This window comes from Pasteurella sp. XG20 (genome assembly GCF_018968665.1).
GTDB lineage: Bacteria > Pseudomonadota > Gammaproteobacteria > Enterobacterales > Pasteurellaceae > Pasteurella > Pasteurella multocida.
Genome location: NZ_CP076656.1, coordinates 1,853,188 through 1,869,537, shown reverse-complemented (window position 1 = coordinate 1,869,537; position 16,350 = coordinate 1,853,188). Strand labels below are relative to the sequence as shown.

At 39.9% G+C, this 16,350-nt stretch carries 17 protein-coding genes, 2 tRNA genes and 1 pseudogene; 11 read left to right on the top strand and 9 right to left on the bottom strand.

All coding sequences use genetic code 11. The features are described from left to right. Positions 1-21 precede the first annotated feature (21 nt). Entirely contained in the window at positions 22-807 is a 786-nt protein-coding gene (tpiA, locus tag KPF51_RS08735) for a triose-phosphate isomerase (RefSeq protein ID WP_005717798.1), read from the bottom strand. A 177-nt stretch (positions 808-984) separates the two neighbouring features. On the opposite strand from tpiA, the gene KPF51_RS08730 reads away from it, so the two are divergent. Beyond that, entirely contained in the window at positions 985-1,419 is a 435-nt protein-coding gene (locus tag KPF51_RS08730; protein WP_016504381.1) for a hypothetical protein, read from the top strand. Positions 1,420-1,548: 129 nt separating this feature from the next. Here the strand turns inward: KPF51_RS08730 and yggU are convergent, their stop codons facing one another. From yggU to trmB, 5 genes are all read right to left on the bottom strand, one after another. After that, a complete protein-coding gene (gene yggU / locus KPF51_RS08725) occupies positions 1,549-1,848 on the bottom strand; it encodes a DUF167 family protein YggU (RefSeq protein ID WP_061406374.1) in 300 nt (99 codons plus the stop codon). Between the two features lie 32 nt (positions 1,849-1,880). Further along, positions 1,881-2,447, bottom strand: coding sequence for a YggT family protein (locus tag KPF51_RS08720; RefSeq protein ID WP_005717801.1), 567 nt, complete (start codon positions 2,445-2,447; stop codon positions 1,881-1,883). Between the two features lie 17 nt (positions 2,448-2,464). Further along, positions 2,465-3,415: a magnesium/cobalt transporter CorA gene (gene corA / locus KPF51_RS08715; RefSeq protein ID WP_061406375.1), complete on the bottom strand. Its 951-nt coding sequence runs from the start codon at positions 3,413-3,415 to the stop codon at positions 2,465-2,467. 405 nt (positions 3,416-3,820) lie between these two features. After that, positions 3,821-4,165 (bottom strand): YggL family protein, encoded by a 345-nt coding sequence (locus tag KPF51_RS08710; RefSeq protein WP_005717803.1) that lies wholly within the window; start codon positions 4,163-4,165, stop codon positions 3,821-3,823. A gap of 82 nt (positions 4,166-4,247) precedes the next feature. After that, on the bottom strand, positions 4,248-5,015 hold the full coding sequence (gene trmB, locus KPF51_RS08705) for a tRNA (guanosine(46)-N7)-methyltransferase TrmB (RefSeq protein ID WP_064661054.1): 768 nt from the start codon (positions 5,013-5,015) through the stop codon (positions 4,248-4,250). 123 nt (positions 5,016-5,138) lie between these two features. On the opposite strand from trmB, the gene KPF51_RS08700 reads away from it, so the two are divergent. From KPF51_RS08700 to KPF51_RS08675, 6 genes are all read left to right on the top strand, one after another. After that, entirely contained in the window at positions 5,139-5,630 is a 492-nt protein-coding gene (locus KPF51_RS08700) for a cytochrome b (protein WP_005754843.1), read from the top strand. A gap of 78 nt (positions 5,631-5,708) precedes the next feature. After that, positions 5,709-6,845, top strand: a complete 1,137-nt coding sequence (mutY, locus tag KPF51_RS08695; RefSeq protein WP_061406378.1) for an A/G-specific adenine glycosylase — start codon at positions 5,709-5,711, stop codon at positions 6,843-6,845. Continuing rightward, the gene (locus tag KPF51_RS08690) at positions 6,823-7,095 is read left to right on the top strand and encodes an oxidative damage protection protein (RefSeq protein WP_010907124.1); all 273 of its coding nucleotides are present in this window, start codon (positions 6,823-6,825) and stop codon (positions 7,093-7,095) included. The genes mutY and KPF51_RS08690 overlap by 23 nt, the downstream gene beginning before the upstream one ends. A 6-nt stretch (positions 7,096-7,101) precedes the next feature. Next, a complete protein-coding gene (gene mltC, locus KPF51_RS08685; RefSeq protein WP_005723912.1) occupies positions 7,102-8,178 on the top strand; it encodes a membrane-bound lytic murein transglycosylase MltC in 1,077 nt (358 codons plus the stop codon). A 218-nt stretch (positions 8,179-8,396) separates the two neighbouring features. Further along, a tRNA-Phe gene (locus KPF51_RS08680) sits at positions 8,397-8,472 on the top strand. Between the two features lie 4 nt (positions 8,473-8,476). Next, positions 8,477-8,552: transfer RNA gene (locus KPF51_RS08675), tRNA-Asn, on the top strand. A gap of 190 nt (positions 8,553-8,742) precedes the next feature. On the opposite strand, the pseudogene KPF51_RS08670 reads toward KPF51_RS08675, so the two are convergent. Beyond that, positions 8,743-9,572 (bottom strand): annotated as a pseudogene (locus tag KPF51_RS08670) (class I SAM-dependent methyltransferase). A gap of 162 nt (positions 9,573-9,734) precedes the next feature. Next, complete coding sequence (locus KPF51_RS08665; RefSeq protein WP_005723915.1) at positions 9,735-10,328, bottom strand: YajG family lipoprotein; 594 nt, start codon at positions 10,326-10,328, stop codon at positions 9,735-9,737. Positions 10,329-10,464: 136 nt separating this feature from the next. Between KPF51_RS08665 and KPF51_RS08660 the strand changes: the two genes are divergently transcribed. Further along, positions 10,465-10,776, top strand: a complete 312-nt coding sequence (locus KPF51_RS08660; protein ID WP_005723917.1) for a BolA family transcriptional regulator — start codon at positions 10,465-10,467, stop codon at positions 10,774-10,776. Between the two features lie 69 nt (positions 10,777-10,845). Here the strand turns inward: KPF51_RS08660 and KPF51_RS08655 are convergent, their stop codons facing one another. Continuing rightward, positions 10,846-11,787 carry a sugar ABC transporter substrate-binding protein gene (locus KPF51_RS08655; protein ID WP_005723919.1) on the bottom strand — a complete coding sequence of 314 codons (942 nt, stop codon included), beginning with the start codon at positions 11,785-11,787 and terminating at the stop codon, positions 10,846-10,848. Between the two features lie 144 nt (positions 11,788-11,931). Here KPF51_RS08655 and KPF51_RS08650 point away from each other — a divergent pair, with 144 nt between their 5' ends. From KPF51_RS08650 to KPF51_RS08640, 3 genes are all read left to right on the top strand, one after another. After that, entirely contained in the window at positions 11,932-13,428 is a 1,497-nt protein-coding gene (locus tag KPF51_RS08650) for a sugar ABC transporter ATP-binding protein (protein ID WP_005751967.1), read from the top strand. A gap of 7 nt (positions 13,429-13,435) precedes the next feature. After that, positions 13,436-14,464 carry an ABC transporter permease gene (locus KPF51_RS08645; protein WP_005723924.1) on the top strand — a complete coding sequence of 343 codons (1,029 nt, stop codon included), beginning with the start codon at positions 13,436-13,438 and terminating at the stop codon, positions 14,462-14,464. 545 nt (positions 14,465-15,009) lie between these two features. Next, positions 15,010-16,350 (top strand): Na(+)-translocating NADH-quinone reductase subunit A, encoded by a 1,341-nt coding sequence (locus KPF51_RS08640; protein WP_005723925.1) that lies wholly within the window; start codon positions 15,010-15,012, stop codon positions 16,348-16,350.

Genomic DNA, 16,350 nt, shown 5'->3' with positions numbered 1-16,350 from the left:
CTTTTTACATTGACGAATCAATTAGTTTTTTGCTTTTGCTGCGGCTTTGACGATCACGGCAAAGGCAGGGGCTTTTAATGAGGCACCACCAACTAATGCACCGTCGATATCGGGTTGAGTAAATAATTCAGCCGCATTCGCATCATTAACTGAACCACCGTATTGGATAATCACTTGTTCTGCCACCGCGTTGTCTTTTTTCGCGATATGACCGCGGATAAAGGCATGAACTGCTTGTGCTTGAGCAGGGGTTGCTGATTTACCGGTACCGATTGCCCAAATTGGCTCATAAGCGATAACGGCACCATTAAAGGCTTCAGCGCCTAATGTATTTAATACGGCATCAATTTGGCGTGCGCATACTTCTTCTGTTTTGCCCGCTTCATTTTCGGCTTCACTTTCACCGATACACAATACCGGCACTAAGCCTGCTTGTTTTAATGCTGCGAATTTTTTCGCGATGAATTCATCGCTTTCTTTATGATAAGTACGACGCTCAGAGTGACCGATAATGATATATTTTGCACCAAAATCTTTCAGCATTTCTGTTGAAATATCGCCAGTAAAGGCGCCTTGTACATTCACATCGACATTTTGTGCACCAAGGGCAATGGCTTTTCCGCCACAACTACAACTGCATTTTAAGGCAGCTTCTGCTTCTGCTAAATACATCACCGGTGGGGCAATTGCCACATCGCAGCCTTCAACACCCGCTAATTCTGTTTTTAAGTCTTCGATTAATGCTTTGGTGAATGCTTTGCTACCGTTTAATTTCCAGTTACCCATAACTAAAGGACGACGAGCCATAATTTTCTCCGTATTAAAGTAATAAAAAATAACCGCATTACTATAGCAAATTTTTTCCTCCATTCTGTTGATTTTAGGCAAATTTAAAAAAATTTTTTGTGAAAAGGTGATTATTTTGTTTTAAAAAGCTACAATCCACTGTATGGATTAGACAAAAAATGCACGCTTGTGATGAAAATGAAAATATTTAAAGCTGAACAATGGAATTTAGAGAGTCTTTTACCGCTCTTTGAGCAATATCGTCTTTCGCATGGCATGTCGGAAAATCCTGACCGCACTTTGGCTTTTTTGACGAATCGTATTCGTTTTAGTGAAAGTATTTTTTTTATTGCTGTCGATGACACACACCAAGCGTTAGGTTTTATTCAGCTTTATCCACGTCTTTCCTCTTTGCAATTACAACGTTATTGGCAACTGACCGATATTTTTGTGCAAGCCTGTCCTTATAAAACTGAGATCTATGCTGCGTTAATCGCAAAAGCAAAAGAATTTGTGCGTTATACGCAATCGACGCGTTTAGTGATAGAACAAGCTCCACAGCAACAGGCAATGCTTGAAGCAGAGGGGTTTAAAATGAATACAAAGAAAAGTATTTTTGAGTTGAGTTTATAAGCCTGTTTTTAACAGGAGAAAATATGCAACAGCATGTTAAGCAGCGTTGACGCTCAATTTCAGTACGTTTTACATGGTTACAAGCCTATTACAGTGTCGCTCTACTAGAGATCGGATTTCTAAACAGAATCACTTCAATAAGGCATTCACTTCGGTTGGGATCACTTTCGGATTAGGAATCAGAATCTGTTTATGTCTATTTAGCTCACCTTTTTCCAAGACAATACTACTTTTCGGCACTTTAAAGGTTTTGCTTAAAAATTTGAGTAAGTGGGCGTTAGCTTGTCCGTCAATCGGCGGGGCGGTGATGGTGATTTTGAGTTCATTGTCGTGTAAACCGACGATCTGATCTTTACTGGCTTTCGGTTGCAGAAAAATCCGCAACCGTAAGTGTTCTTCTTGTTTTTCTACTGCGGGTAGCTGTGTCACAACGCAAATTTCCTAACAATCGACCGCACTTTTTAGTAACTGGCTAATGCCCAGTACACATCGAAGAGATCGCCTAATAAACTATTTAATAGGAAAAGAATAACGGCTAATACCATTGGGGAAAAATCAATCATACCGGTATTCGGCAGAATACGTTGAATCGGGCGAAGGAGTGGTTCACTGAGTTGAGCTAAGATGAATTGGAGTGGGGTGGCACCACGGTTAAACCAACTCATCACTGCACCAATTAATAAAACGTAAAAAATCGCTTTTCCAACGGTACGGACTAAAGTGAGCATACCGATAATGGCGTAGTCTAGGATATCCGCATTGCCGATGAATAAGTTACCTACCACATGTGCAAGTGGGAATTTTAGACTAAAGAGTAAAAAAGCCAGTAGTAACGCGGCGAGGTTGATATTTTTCACAGTTGGAATAAATGTTGTTAGTGGACTTAATACCGGTTGGGTGATTTTAACCAAGCTTTGTGAAATTGGATTGTAAAAATCCACGCGACTGAATTGGAACCACGCGCGTAATACTAAAATCAGACCATAAAGATCAATAATGATAAAAACGAGTAATTGTAATGTATTCATATTAACGTCCTGTAGATTTATAACCAGCCTTTGCGTTTGAAATACCAATAAGGTGCAAATGCCGCCAGTGCCATTAAGCCTAACGCTATAGGATAACCAAATTTAAAGCCTAATTCTGGCATAATATCAAAGTTCATACCATAGTTAGAGGCAACCAGTGTTGGCGGGAGGAAAATCACCGACACAACCGAGAAGATCTTGATAATACGGTTTTGTTCGATACTGATGAAACCCATTGCCGCTTGCATCAAAAAGTTGACACGTTGGAACAGTGACTCGTTGTGAGGTTGGAGAGATTCAATATCGCGTAAGATTTCACGCGCTTGTTCTAACTGGTTTGCTGGTAAGCGTGTTTTACGCACTAAGAAACTTAACGCACGTTGTGTATCCATTAAGCATAAACGTACTTTGGAACTGGTGTCTTCTTGTTCCGTTAAGGTGGAGAGTGCTTGGTCAAAGGCTTCCCCTTGTGTGCCATCTAAAATGACACGACTTAATTTTTCTAAATCTGAGTACACGGTTTCAATCACGTCGGCTAATTGCTCGATTTTGGTTTCAAATAAATCAAGTAAAACTTCATAAGCGTTACACTCAATCAAGCGTTGACTACGTGAGCGCATACGATATAAACGGAAAGCGGGTAATTCACGATCACGGAGTGTGAAAAGACGACCGTCACGCACAGTAAATGCCACGCTGGCTAAGTCGGCATAATCTTCTTCGTCTTCGCAATAAAAGAAAGAGTGAAGGTGTAAACCATCTTCATCTTCGAAGAAACGTGCCGATGCCTCGATATCTTCTAATTCAAGGAACGTAGCAAGGCTCTGACCTAAGCCTTCTTGTAAAATTTCGCGTTCTTCACTACTTGGTTCGATGAGATCGAGCCAAATGGCGGAATTTAATTCTGCATTGGTATTTTCATCAATGCGGACAAGGCGTGCATCTTCGAGAGCGAAAGCATTAATCATTTTGTCATACTCCTTAATTGGATTATGAACAACGCTATGAACAAAAGCGATCAAACGAAATCTTGTTAAAAAGAATTCAACGATAAAAGTGCGGTTAAATTTTCATTCGTTTGACTAGTGGTGATTGATATTTCAATAACCGAAAAAAGATGCCGAATAAAGCAGTGGAAGAAAAGATCTCTCAGCGAACCCTCGCCGATGTTAAGGAAATGGCGAAAGTTACAGTAAAAACTCAATTCGGTATCGACTGTGACTGTCCAAAGTGTGTGTCCTCATATTACTAAATCGGGGCGAATGTTACGCTTGAAAACTGGCTTCGTCAAGGTTTTATGCGTACTAATGTGGAATTCTTATGCATGGCAAAATGAAAAAGGCGAACTAAACAGTTCGCCTCGCATAAAAGGATTATGCATCTTTTGCTGGATATTCCCACCAGATATCAAATAATGGGCTGATTTCGATTTGTTGTAAGCCGTTTTGCTCTAACCATTCTTTGACTAAGGTGCGATGGCTTTCATCACATTTGCCTAGGGCTTCTAAGCAGACTAAACCTTCCCAATGTAAGTAACCACTGCCTTCATAAGCAAGACCGTTTGGCTGGATTACCTCACAAATAAAGCGATCAACCACTTCATCAACTTTCTCGATGGCCGTACCTTCTGCAAATTGCCAATTCACTAAGAAACCTAGTTCTTGGAATTCAGCAAGGTGCATTTTTTTACGTTGTCTTCTGTTACGTTTAATCGCCATGTTCGATTCTCCTCTCTGTTGGCTGATAAAATTTGTCTTACATTATGCCAGACTTTTGTTCAAAAAGTGCGGGCTTGTTTTTTTATTTTTTGATGTAGTAGAGATCCCACACGCCATGTCCTAAACGATGTCCACGTTGCTCAAATTTAGTTAATGGACGGAAATCCGGGCGTGGAATGTAATCATGGGTCGCTGATGTATTTTGTAAACCTTCGGCTTGTTGCAACACGGCTAACATATGCTCTGCATAGTTTTCCCAGTCGGTGGCCATGTGAATAAAACCACCTGTTGTCAACTTTTGTGTAATGGTATTCACAAATTGCGGTTGGACGATGCGGCGTTTGTGGTGCTTTGCTTTATGCCATGGATCCGGGAAGAATAATTGCAAACCACCTAAGCTGTGGTCCGCAATGCAATCACGTAAAATTTCGGTGGCATCATGGCAAATGATACGTAAATTTTTTACCCCTTTTTTCACCGCATAGGCGATACAAGCCCCGACACCAGGCGTGTGAACTTCGATCCCTAAATAATTGCGCTCCGGGTTTTGCAGTGCCATGTCAACTAAAGAGTGTCCCATACCAAAGCCAATTTCGAGTACCACAGGATTATTGTTTCCATAAATAGCAGGAAAATCAAAGGGCTGGTTTTGATGCTCTAAACCGTAGAACCCCCAATGTTGATTCATGGCATTTTTTTGAAATTCACTCAAACGCCCTGTACGTAATACGAAACTGCGAACTTTGCGTTTATAGCGCCCCTCTGCGGTAAATTCGGCAACTTCCACAGTTTTACGTTTTTGATCAGCAAAGGTTGGTAAATTCTCTGATTCTTGATTATTAAATGACATATTTTTGTTTATAATGAGGCTAATTTGCCGCGAATTATACGGTTTTTGTTGGAAAACACCAAGCTTGTCGAGCAGGCTTGTGTATTTATTGACATTTTATACTTGGTTGGAAAGGAATGTGATATGTCTCAAAAATACCCGAAGCCAATGATTATCCTTCATTGGCTCACATTATTGTTGGTGTTAATAGCTTATTTTACAGGGGATTATCCGCCTGCGGATGGCTTGATGGGGGAGATACATGTAGCAAGTGGTCTAAGTCTTGCCATGTTGTTGCTGTTACGTGTGGGGTTACGTTGGCATTATCGTAATCAATTGCCTGCACATAAGCTAACGCGTTGGCAACATATTGCCGCACATTCTGTGCAAATGTTGCTTTATTTATGTCTGTTGCTGACGCCTATTGCTGGGTATTTTACATTGACTGCTGATGCGGATGACTTTATGTTATTTGGGATGAACTTGCCTTATTTTAGTCTTGAAATTTCTTTAGGTAAGGCACATGTGATTTTGGCGAATAGCTTTATTGCGTTGTCAGGCGTGCATGCCTTAGCAGCACTATTTCATCATGTTGTCTTAAAAGATAATGTGTTAAAGAGTATGTCGCCACATTAACCTGTACCAGAGAATTTTCAAAGTGCGGTCGGTTTTTTTAAATGCTTTGATCGTACCTGTTTTCGGATTTTTTTATTGATGATACTTGCTCAATCTTCTCCTCATGCCCCTTTTGCTCATGCCGTGTTAACTTGGTATGACAAATTTGGGCGTAAACATTTGCCTTGGCAACAGAATAAAACGTTATACGGGGTTTGGTTGTCCGAAGTGATGTTACAACAAACTCAAGTAGCGACGGTGATTCCTTACTTTCAACGGTTTGTCGACAAATTTCCTAATATCTGTGCCTTGGCGAATGCACCATTAGATGAAGTGTTACATTTATGGACGGGGCTAGGTTACTATGCTCGTGCACGAAATTTACATAAAGCGGCACAAACCATTCGTGATCAATATGCGGGTGAGTTTCCGACCGATTTTGAACAGGTGTGGGCGCTGACGGGCGTGGGGAAAAGCACTGCTGGTGCGGTACTTTCCTCTTGTCTTGATGCGCCTTATCCGATTCTAGATGGTAATGTGAAACGCGTGCTTTCTCGTTATTTTGCGGTGTCTGGTTGGGCGGGCGAGAAAAAAGTCGAAGAACAGTTATGGCAATATAGTGCACAGGTTACGCCGACTGAACAGGTCGCCAATTTTAATCAGGCGATGATGGATCTCGGGGCAATGGTATGCACTCGAACAAAGCCTAAATGTGATCTCTGTCCTTTACGTCATCATTGCCAAGCATATTTACAACAAAACTGGCAGGCTTATCCGGGCAAAAAACCAAAAAAAGTTCTGCCAGAAAGAGAAAGTTATTTTTTGATTTTAAATGCCTATGGCAAAGTTGCGTTGGAGCAACGTGAAAATAACGGGCTTTGGGGCGGGCTCTATTGTTTTCCTCAGTTTGAAAGTAAAGCAGCGCTGTTGGCATTTTTAGCGGCACAAGGGATTGGTTATTATCAAGAATGGACCGCATTTCGTCATACGTTTAGTCATTTCCATTTAGATATTTACCCTATTTATGTTGAGTTGCAACGGTCGCAACTCGATCAAAATCGCACCGATTGGAAAAAAGTCTCAGAAAAGACCGAACAGAGTGAATCAACTGTATTCAGTGCGGTCAAATATTGGTATGATCCGCAAAATCCAGAACAAATTGGACTGGCAACACCAGTAAAGAATTTATTAACACAATTTATAAGGAATTATTATGGCGAGAACCGTATTCTGTGAATACCTTAAACAAGAATCTGAAGGCTTGGACTTTCAGCTGTATCCAGGCGAGTTGGGTAAGCGTATTTTTGACTCAATCAGCAAACAAGCATGGCGTGAATGGATGAAAAAACAAACTATGCTGGTGAATGAGAAGAAGTTAAACATGATGAATGCGGATCATAGACAACTACTTGAGCAAGAAATGGTTAACTTCTTGTTTGAAGGTAAAGATGTTCATATTGAAGGTTATGTTCCCCCAACGGAATAAATGAAGATGAAGAAGTACATAATTTACGCATTAATCCCTTTTTTATTTGCTTGTGGTGGGACGAAAACACACCGCAGTTCGCAATTTGATGAAGCATTCGCCAAAGATACTCGTGGATTAGATATTTTAACAGGGCAGTTTTCGCATAATATCGATCGTATTTGGGGAGTGAATGAATTACTCGTTGCGAGCCGTAAAGACTATGTAAAATATACCGATCGTTTCTATACGCGTAGCCATGTCAGTTTTGATGAAGGGTTGATTACGGTTGAAACACAAAGCGATTTACGTCACTTACAAAATGCGATTGTACATATTTTATTAATGGGGTCTGATGCAAATGGTATCGATCTGTTTGCTTCGGGTGATGTGCCGATTAGCTCGCGTCCTTTTTTAGTGGGGCAAGTGATCGATCATTTAGGAGGATCTATTACTAACACCACAACAGCAGGTAACTTTGCGAATTATTTATTACAGAATAAATTGCAAACGCGTCGTTTAAGTAATGGACATACTGTACAGTATGTGGTGATCCCGATGATTGCCAACCACGTTGCTGTGCGTGCACAAAAATATTTACCGTTGGTGCGTAAAATGGCACGTCGTTACAATATGGATGAAAGTTTGATTTTAGGCATCATGCAAACAGAATCCAGTTTTAACCCTTACGCGATTAGTTATGCTAATGCGATTGGTTTAATGCAAGTTGTGCCAACAACCGCTGGACGTGATATTTTCAAAATGAAAGGAAAAGGGGGACAGCCGTCCAAATCCTATTTATTTGATCCTGAAAAGAATATCGATGCGGGGACCTCGTATTTATGGTTATTACAAAATAAATATTTAGACGGGATTACTAATCCAACCTCTAAACGTTTTGCCATGATTTCTGCTTACAATAGTGGTGCAGGCGCGGTTTTACGTGTTTTTGACCAAGATCGTGATGCGGCGATTGCGAAGATCAATAGTCTTTATCCTGAACAGGTTTATCGGATTTTGACTACTCAACATCCATCTGCGCAAGCAAGAAATTACTTACTTAAAGTGGATCAAGCACAGAAAAGTTATCGCGTAAGACGATAATTAATAAGTAAGGTGAAAAAATGCTCGCTTTATTCCAAAGAATAGCGAGCATTTTGTTATTTATTTTTAATGAAAAAACATAAAAAATGTATGAAATTGTGTTATTTCTATGCTTTTCGTTTGTTAAATATCCAACTGAATAAAAAAAATGAGTTTTTTTGAATTTAGGTGTTGACTTAACCCAGAAAAAAACGTTTAATACGCACCACTGATGAGTTGCCTCGATAGCTCAGTCGGTAGAGCAGGGGATTGAAAATCCCCGTGTCGGTGGTTCGATTCCGCCTCGAGGCACCACGATTCCTCCTTAGTTCAGTCGGTAGAACGGCGGACTGTTAATCCGTATGTCGCTGGTTCAAGTCCAGCAGGAGGAGCCAAATTCTTAAAACCCGCTAATTTATTAGCGGGTTTTTTCATTCCTGCATTTAACCTATTTCGTTGTTGATTTTCCGCGATATTGACATGTTGTTACCAAAAAACGTTGTTGCTTTTGGTGGAGAGAATGTATGCTCGGTTTCGCTTTTGCTAGATTGGTTATTCAGGAGCAGAGCAAGTTCTTTTTGTTTGTTAAGTAACAAAGCTTATTGTGACGACACGCGGGTCTAAATTGTGTTTTCCCCAGCGAGTAGCGTAAAGTAATCTTGTCCAGCAAGGATAGCGATCCCGACAGACATCGCTTATGTAATGGACTGAGTGTAATCTAATTGCTGCATGCCATGCTTCAATTTCTTTGATCTCTTGTATTGTCCATGAAAATTCAGGGCGTTCTTGACTGTCTATTTTTTGAGGGCATCGTGGTATTTACTACGACCGACTGCCATTGGGGGCACAATATCGAAAATCATTGTGCTGTTAGGTAAGTTTTCAGCTACAGAGGCAATAAACTGTTTGACTTGTTCTTTAGGAAAAAACATCAATACGCCTTCAAGAATTAATAAAACGGGTTTGTTATGTTGACTAACCGTTTTCATCCAATCTGTATTGAAAAGTGAGTCAGCCAAATAATGATTACTCGTTTCTGGTAAAAGTTGGCGACGTATATTGATGACTTCAGGTAAGTCTAAATCATACCACGCACTGACTTGTGGTTTGCCTAAGCGTTCAAAGCGTGCATCTAAGCCCGCACCAAGCTGCACAACAACCGCGTCTTGGTGCTGTGAAAGAAATTTTAAGCTTTCTTGATCAAATAATTTTGCGCGTCCACAACATCCCACTTGTGATAAATGAGCAGATTCAAACTTTTGAAAGTCATAGTCAATCTGTTTTTTCATTCTTGCTGCTTCGCGATCTTTCAGTAATGGATTGGCTTTATCATATTCAACTGCTTTTGCCCAAAGAGTGATTAATAAAGTAGAAGAAAGCGCAGATATCTTATTGGGTGAAATTTTGTCAGACATAACACCTCCTATTTAATGATAATAATTCTCAAATAATCAAGATATCATAGAAAAAGGTGAAATCGTATTCAATACTTTTATTGAAGGAGTAAAAAGACTCAGAATGAAAAATCGATTCTCGCAACCAGGACCAGAATCGATTTTAGGGAGGAAATAGTGAATTTATGGGGTTGCTAAGGTCGTAATCGCATTCGCCACTTCACGATCCTGATAAATTGATCGCACGACTTCATTAAAGGTTTCGCCTAACACACGCTGAATTTCTGGGTTTTTCGCGGAAAATGCACCGGAATAAGTGCGACTGGCATTAATATTTTTACTAAAATGTCCTTTTGCACTTTGAGCATGTACAGTCACTTGTACTTTACTATCTAAGTTATAGCGTAAATTTCCTTGCTCTACATTGGCGTAAAATTGATTCACGTCCACGGTGACAGACACATTAGCATTTTGTGCATGGCCAATACGGAATCCTTTACTGATTAAATCCTGTTGTTGGACTTGTTGAAATAACTCACTGACACTCGGCACGGCAGACAGTTTAACTAATCGACCGTCAGCCACATAACTCGATACCTCACTTTGTGGACGGCTATCGCGTACAGTGACAAACACGACCGCACTTTGATTGACTGCCATCGACGCAACCGGTGCGGGTGGGGTGAAGGTTAAAGTAGAAGGTTGTGTTTGACAACCTGCGAATAACAGACTTCCTGCGAGAATCGTAAGAAGAGAAAGAGTGTGGTGTCGTTTCATAATGTCCTCATAAAATAAACGGTCGCTGCCTTTTGGGGACAGCAAAGGAGAAAAGTGGATAGATATTATTCTTGCAAAGTTAATGAGGAATGTATAGCCTTTATACCCTAAATTTATTGAAATGGTGAGGAACAAGATGTCAAAACAACAAGAATTGATTACACGCTTAACGGAAGCATTTGAGCCACATTTTTTGGTCGTAGAAAATGAAAGCCACATGCATAGTTCAGGACGCGGCGCAAATTCTCATTTTAAGATTGTGTTAGTCAGTGAACGTTTCGATGGGTTAAGCAAAGTTGCTCGCCACCGTCAACTTTATCAATTTTTGGCAGATGACTTAGCACAAGGTATCCATGCTTTAGCATTACATCTTTATACCAAAGAGGAATGGAACCACCGAGAAGGAAGCATGCCGAAATCGACGAATTGTGTCGGGATTGGACACTAATTTCAAGCAATCAAAAACCGCACTTTCAGTATAGATGAAAAGTGCGGTGTTTTTGGTAGAACAAGTTATTTAATATTCTTGTGCTTTCTGTTTATCAACGACTACCGGATCAACGTAATAAAAATCAGGCAGTTCCTGTTTGTTTAATTTTTTCAAAATACTTTCGATAGCCACGGCAACTTGTTTTTTCGGGAGCTGGTCGATGGTATTTTGCATTTTACCTTTTTTCACGTATTCAATCGCAAGGGGAATACCGTCGTAACCAGAAACAAGGACCTTCCCTGCTAATCCGGCATTTTCAATCGCGGTGACTGCACCCAGTGCCATATTATCGTTCGCCGCAAAAATCCCTTTGATATTCGGATGTGCGGTTAAAATATTGGTTGTGACATTAAGTGCTTGTTCTGTTTCCCAGTTTGCAGACTGAGAAGCGACAACTTTGATATTTGGTGATTCAGAAAATGCTTTGAGCGCACCTGCTTTACGTTGTTCGCCATTATCCACACCAGGAATCCCTTCTAAAATAGCAACATCCCCCATTTCGTTTAAGGCTTGTGCTAGATTTTTAGCCGCCAAATAACCACCATGGAAGTTATCGACACCAACGTAATTAAATTTTAACCCAGCTTTCTTCGTTGCTTTTTCATCTAAACGAACATCGAGATCGATAATCGGAATCCCGGCTTTTTCAGCTTTTTGAAATGCTGGAATAAAGGCGATAGAATCATTTGGGGTAACAATGATGCCATCCACTTTTTTGGCAATCATGTTTTCGACTAGACCCACAAGCTGTTCTGTTGAATCTTCCTTTTCTGCAACTTGTACAATTAAATCAATATTTACCTCTTTTGCTTTTTCTTCCGCTCCTTGTCGCATTGTAATGAAATATTCATTACTTAATGTTTTCATGAGTAAGGCAATTTGAGGTTTTTCTGCAGCTAGCGTAGTACCGGATAGGGCGATGAGTAAGGCGCTTGCCGTGATCGTTTTCTTCAAAAATGTTGACATCATCATCTCTCTCCTCTCAGCGTTAAATAAGGAAACTTTAGTATAGACAGATTAAAATGATCAAACTGTGATGTCATTCACATTTTTTAGACAGGGTTTAAATTATGCTATGGGTGGGAATACCTGTAAAGAATGTGGATTGACGTTATGACGCAGAGAGATTGTATTTTAAAGTTAAAAAATATCGGCAAAAGCTTTTTTGATGTACCGGTATTGAAAAACGTGGATCTTGATATTTATGCGGGTGAGGTTCACTGTTTAGTGGGTGAAAATGGCGCAGGAAAATCCACATTATGTAAAATAATTGCAGGTATTTATCCATTTGAGCAGGGTGAAATGTTTTATGAAGGAAAGTCTTATTTTCCTAAAACAGTGAAAGAAGCGCAATCTTTAGGCATCGGATTTATTCATCAAGAATTGATGTTAGTGCCGCAGTTATCCGTCTTGGAAAACATTTTTCTAGGGAATGAAAAAACGGTATTTTGTGGAAAAATGGATTGGCAAACGATGCGTCATAAAACGCAGCAAATCATTAGTGAATTGGAGTTAGACATTGATCCTGATGCGAAAGTAGCGGATCTCTCCATCGCACAGCAACAAATGGTTGAGATTGCAAAAGCCGTATTTAGTGAATATAAAGTGATTATTTTTGATGAACCAACCTCTTCAATTTCGCGTAAAAATACACAAACCCTGTTTAAAATTATTCATCAATTAAAAGAAAAAAATGTTGCAATGATTTATATCTCTCACCGTCTAGATGAATTTCAATACATTGCGGATCAAGTGACGGTTTTAAGAGATGGGATTCGAACCGGTACCATGGCATATCGCGACACTTCTCCTGATGAAATCGTCAAATTAATGGTAGGGCGGGAAATTAATTTTGCTGAATATCATCGTCATTATTTACCAACACGAGAAGTTTTGCGCGTCGAGAGTTTAACGAATAAACATATTAAAAGCAGTTCTTTTTCTTTATATGAAGGTGAAATACTTGGTTTTGCGGGATTAGTGGGCGCTGGACGTACAGAGTTATTACGAGCTATTTTTGGTGCAGATGAGGCTAGCGGAGCGATTTATCTCAATGCGCAACGGGTGGAAATTCGTTCGCCAGAAGATGCAGTGAAACAGAAAATAGGTTTTATTACCGAAGACCGGAAGCAACAAGGCTTAATTTTAGGACTCAGTATTCGAGAAAATATTACATTACCGATTTTAAAGCGCTTTTGGAATGGCTTATTTTTAAATAAAAAGCAAGAGCGCTTAGTGGCAGAAGAAAATCGGCAAAAACTCCGGATTGTTTCACATAGCCAAGACCAAATCAGCCAAACCCTTTCAGGAGGCAATCAACAAAAAGTGATTATTGCTCGTTGGCTCGAAAGTGGTGTTAACATTCTGTTTTTTGATGAGCCAACACGGGGTATCGACGTGGGGGCGAAATCCGAAATTTATGATCTTATGCGACAGTTTACCGATAACGGTGGGGCGATTGTAATGGTTTCTTCGGATCTGCCTGAACTGATTACGATGTCAGATCGTGTTATCGTGATGCGACAAGGTGAGATTGTGCGCGAAGTAAAAGATAAAGCAGAAATGACAGAAGAGAATTTAATGCGTTTAATGATTGGTGTAGATGAATAGGTATTGTATGACAAATTTAAGAAAAATTTTCTCAAAATTAGGCATCGGTATCATTTTACTGTTAATGATTATTGGTATGTCGTTAAGTTCCGATGTGTTTTTGTCCACGAATAATATTATCAATATCTTATTACAGGTTTCGATTATTTGTGTCATTTCTGTTGGTATGACGTATGTCATTTTAACCGGTGGCATTGATCTGTCAGTTGGCTCTATTGTCGCACTCAGTGCCGTTTGTTTAGGGGTTTTTACACATTGGGGAATGGATTGGTTAGGTGAAAATCCTTCCAGCTTTTCTGTCTTAATGATGGTCATTAGCGCGATTATCGCAACAATTTTTGTTGGTATCCTTTGTGGTTATGTTAATGGATTAGTGATTGTGTATGGTAAAGTGACGCCTTTTATCACAACATTGGGCATGATGGGTATTGCGAGAGGACTTGCGTTAACCATATCAGATGGCAAAACTATCTATAATTTTCCAGATACATTGCGTTTTTTAGGAAATGGGCGTATTGCACTGACGGAAACATTTGCGCTCCCGGTACCCGTTATTATTGCGTTACTTGTCGTGTTAGTGAGTTTTTACGTGCTAACCCAAACGATGTTTGGTCGACAGATTTATGCGTTAGGCGGAAACCGTGAAGCAGTTCGATTGTCCGGTATTAATATTGAGAAACTTGAAATTAAAGCTTATGTGATTAATGGCGCATTAGCGGCAATTGGTGCCATCATTTTAGTTGGACGTTTAAATGCGGCACAGCCTATCGCTGGAAACGGTTATGAATTAGATGCTATCGCTGCAACAGTGATAGGCGGGACAAGTTTGATGGGTGGCGTGGGTTCAGTCGTCAGTACTTCTATTGGGGCGCTTATTATGGGGGTGTTACAAAATGGGCTGACGTTATTGAACGTCACCTCGTATTTGCAACGCTTGATTATTGGTTTAGTGATTATTTTAGCGGTATTTTTAGATCAATTACGTCGTGGCGAAGTATCAACACGCCGTTTGAAACGGTTATTTTTTAGAGAATAATGTTTTGTTCAGCAAAGACAAATTTGTCAGCCTAGCTAATGATATGTCAGTGAGCTAGGCTTTTTTATTTTGCCAAATTTTACTTTTCATCGGTAACGAAAGCGTGCGTATTCCATGAAAAATGTGTGTTGAGATAACAAAATGTATCTGAACGCTTCTTTTTTCTTATCTAACCCTTTATAAGTAAATTACTTGTACTCATTAAGAGTAAAACTTGACCTTCTTCAAAAAAAAAGATTTTTTTTACTAAAAATTCAGAAAAATAGGGTGCGGAAGTGGCACCAAGGTTATTATTTAGTTAAAATAAGGCGTTTTATTTTATCAAAATTTTAACGTTTGTATTTTGAACAATTTTCTTTGGCTAAACCGTTCAAAATAGGGACGACAAACAGAATTTGAGTTTTAATTTATGTGAAATGAGGTGAGTGATTGTAGTTGCTTTGAAAGCGTTTGCATGATCTTGCTGAAATCATTACTCAAGACGAGGTTATAGTGCTAGTCACTGTAACTATATTTTTAATCTGACTAAAAGTAGTGCAAACAATATGATTACGATTAAAAAAGGCTTGAATCTTCCTATTTCGGGAAGCCCAGAGCAGGTAATCCGTGATGGCAATGCTATCACTGAAGTTGCTTTGCTTGGTGAAGAGTATGTGGGAATGCGCCCTTCAATGAAGGTGCGTGAAGGTGATGTTGTGAAAAAAGGCCAAGTGCTTTTTGAAGATAAAAAGAACCCTGGTGTGGTTTTCACAGCCCCTGCAAGTGGTACTGTAACTGCGATTCATCGTGGTGCTAAGCGAGTTTTACAATCTGTAGTAATTAAAATTGAAGGTAATGAACAAATTACTTTTGAAAAATATACAACAGAACAATTAAACCAACTTACTTCAGAGCAAGTTCGTCAAAATTTACAAACTTCTGGATTATGGACCGCACTTCGTACGCGGCCGTTCAGTAAAGTGCCTGCCGTCGATGCCACACCCGTATCGATTTTCGTGAATGCGATGGATACCAATCCATTATGTGCCGATCCACAAGTGATCGTGCAACAATCTGCGCAAGCTTTTGAAGCGGGTCTGACTGTATTAAGTCGTTTACATGAGGGGAAAGTGTACCTGTGTAAAGCGGCGAATGCGAGCATTCCAAGCCCAAGCATTGCCAATCTTGACGTGAAAGAATTTGCAGGTCCACATCCAGCTGGGTTAAGTGGTACGCATATTCACTTTATTGATCCTGTGAGTGCAACCAAATTTGTTTGGTATATCAATTACCAAGATGTGATAGCGGTGGGTAAATTATTTACCACAGGTGAATTAGATGTTTCACGCGTAGTGTCCTTAGCTGGTCCACAAGTGAAAAATCCAAGATTAGTACGTACCGTATTAGGTGCAAACCTTTCCCAATTAACAGAGAATGAAGTGAAAGACGGTGAAAATCGCGTGATTTCAGGTTCAGTATTAAGTGGTGCAAAAGCTGCAGGTCCTGTTGATTATTTAGGTCGTTACGCATTGCAAGTTTCAGTACTTGAAGAAGGTCGTGAGAAAGAATTTTTAGGTTGGATCATGCCGGGTGCGAATAAATACTCACTTTCACGCACGGTGTTAGGACATTTCTCTAAAAAGTTATTTAATTTTACCACCGCACTTAATGGCGGTGAGCGTGCGATGGTACCTATCGGTGCTTATGAGCGTGTGATGCCATTGGATATTATTCCAACATTATTACTGCGTGATTTGGCAGCAGGCGATACCGATTCTGCACAGGCGTTAGGGTGTTTAGAGCTAGATGAAGAAGATTTAGCCCTTTGTACCTTTGTTTGCCCAGGTAAAAATGAATATGGTCCGCTCTTACGTCAAGCCTTAGATAAGATCGAGAAGGAAGGTTAA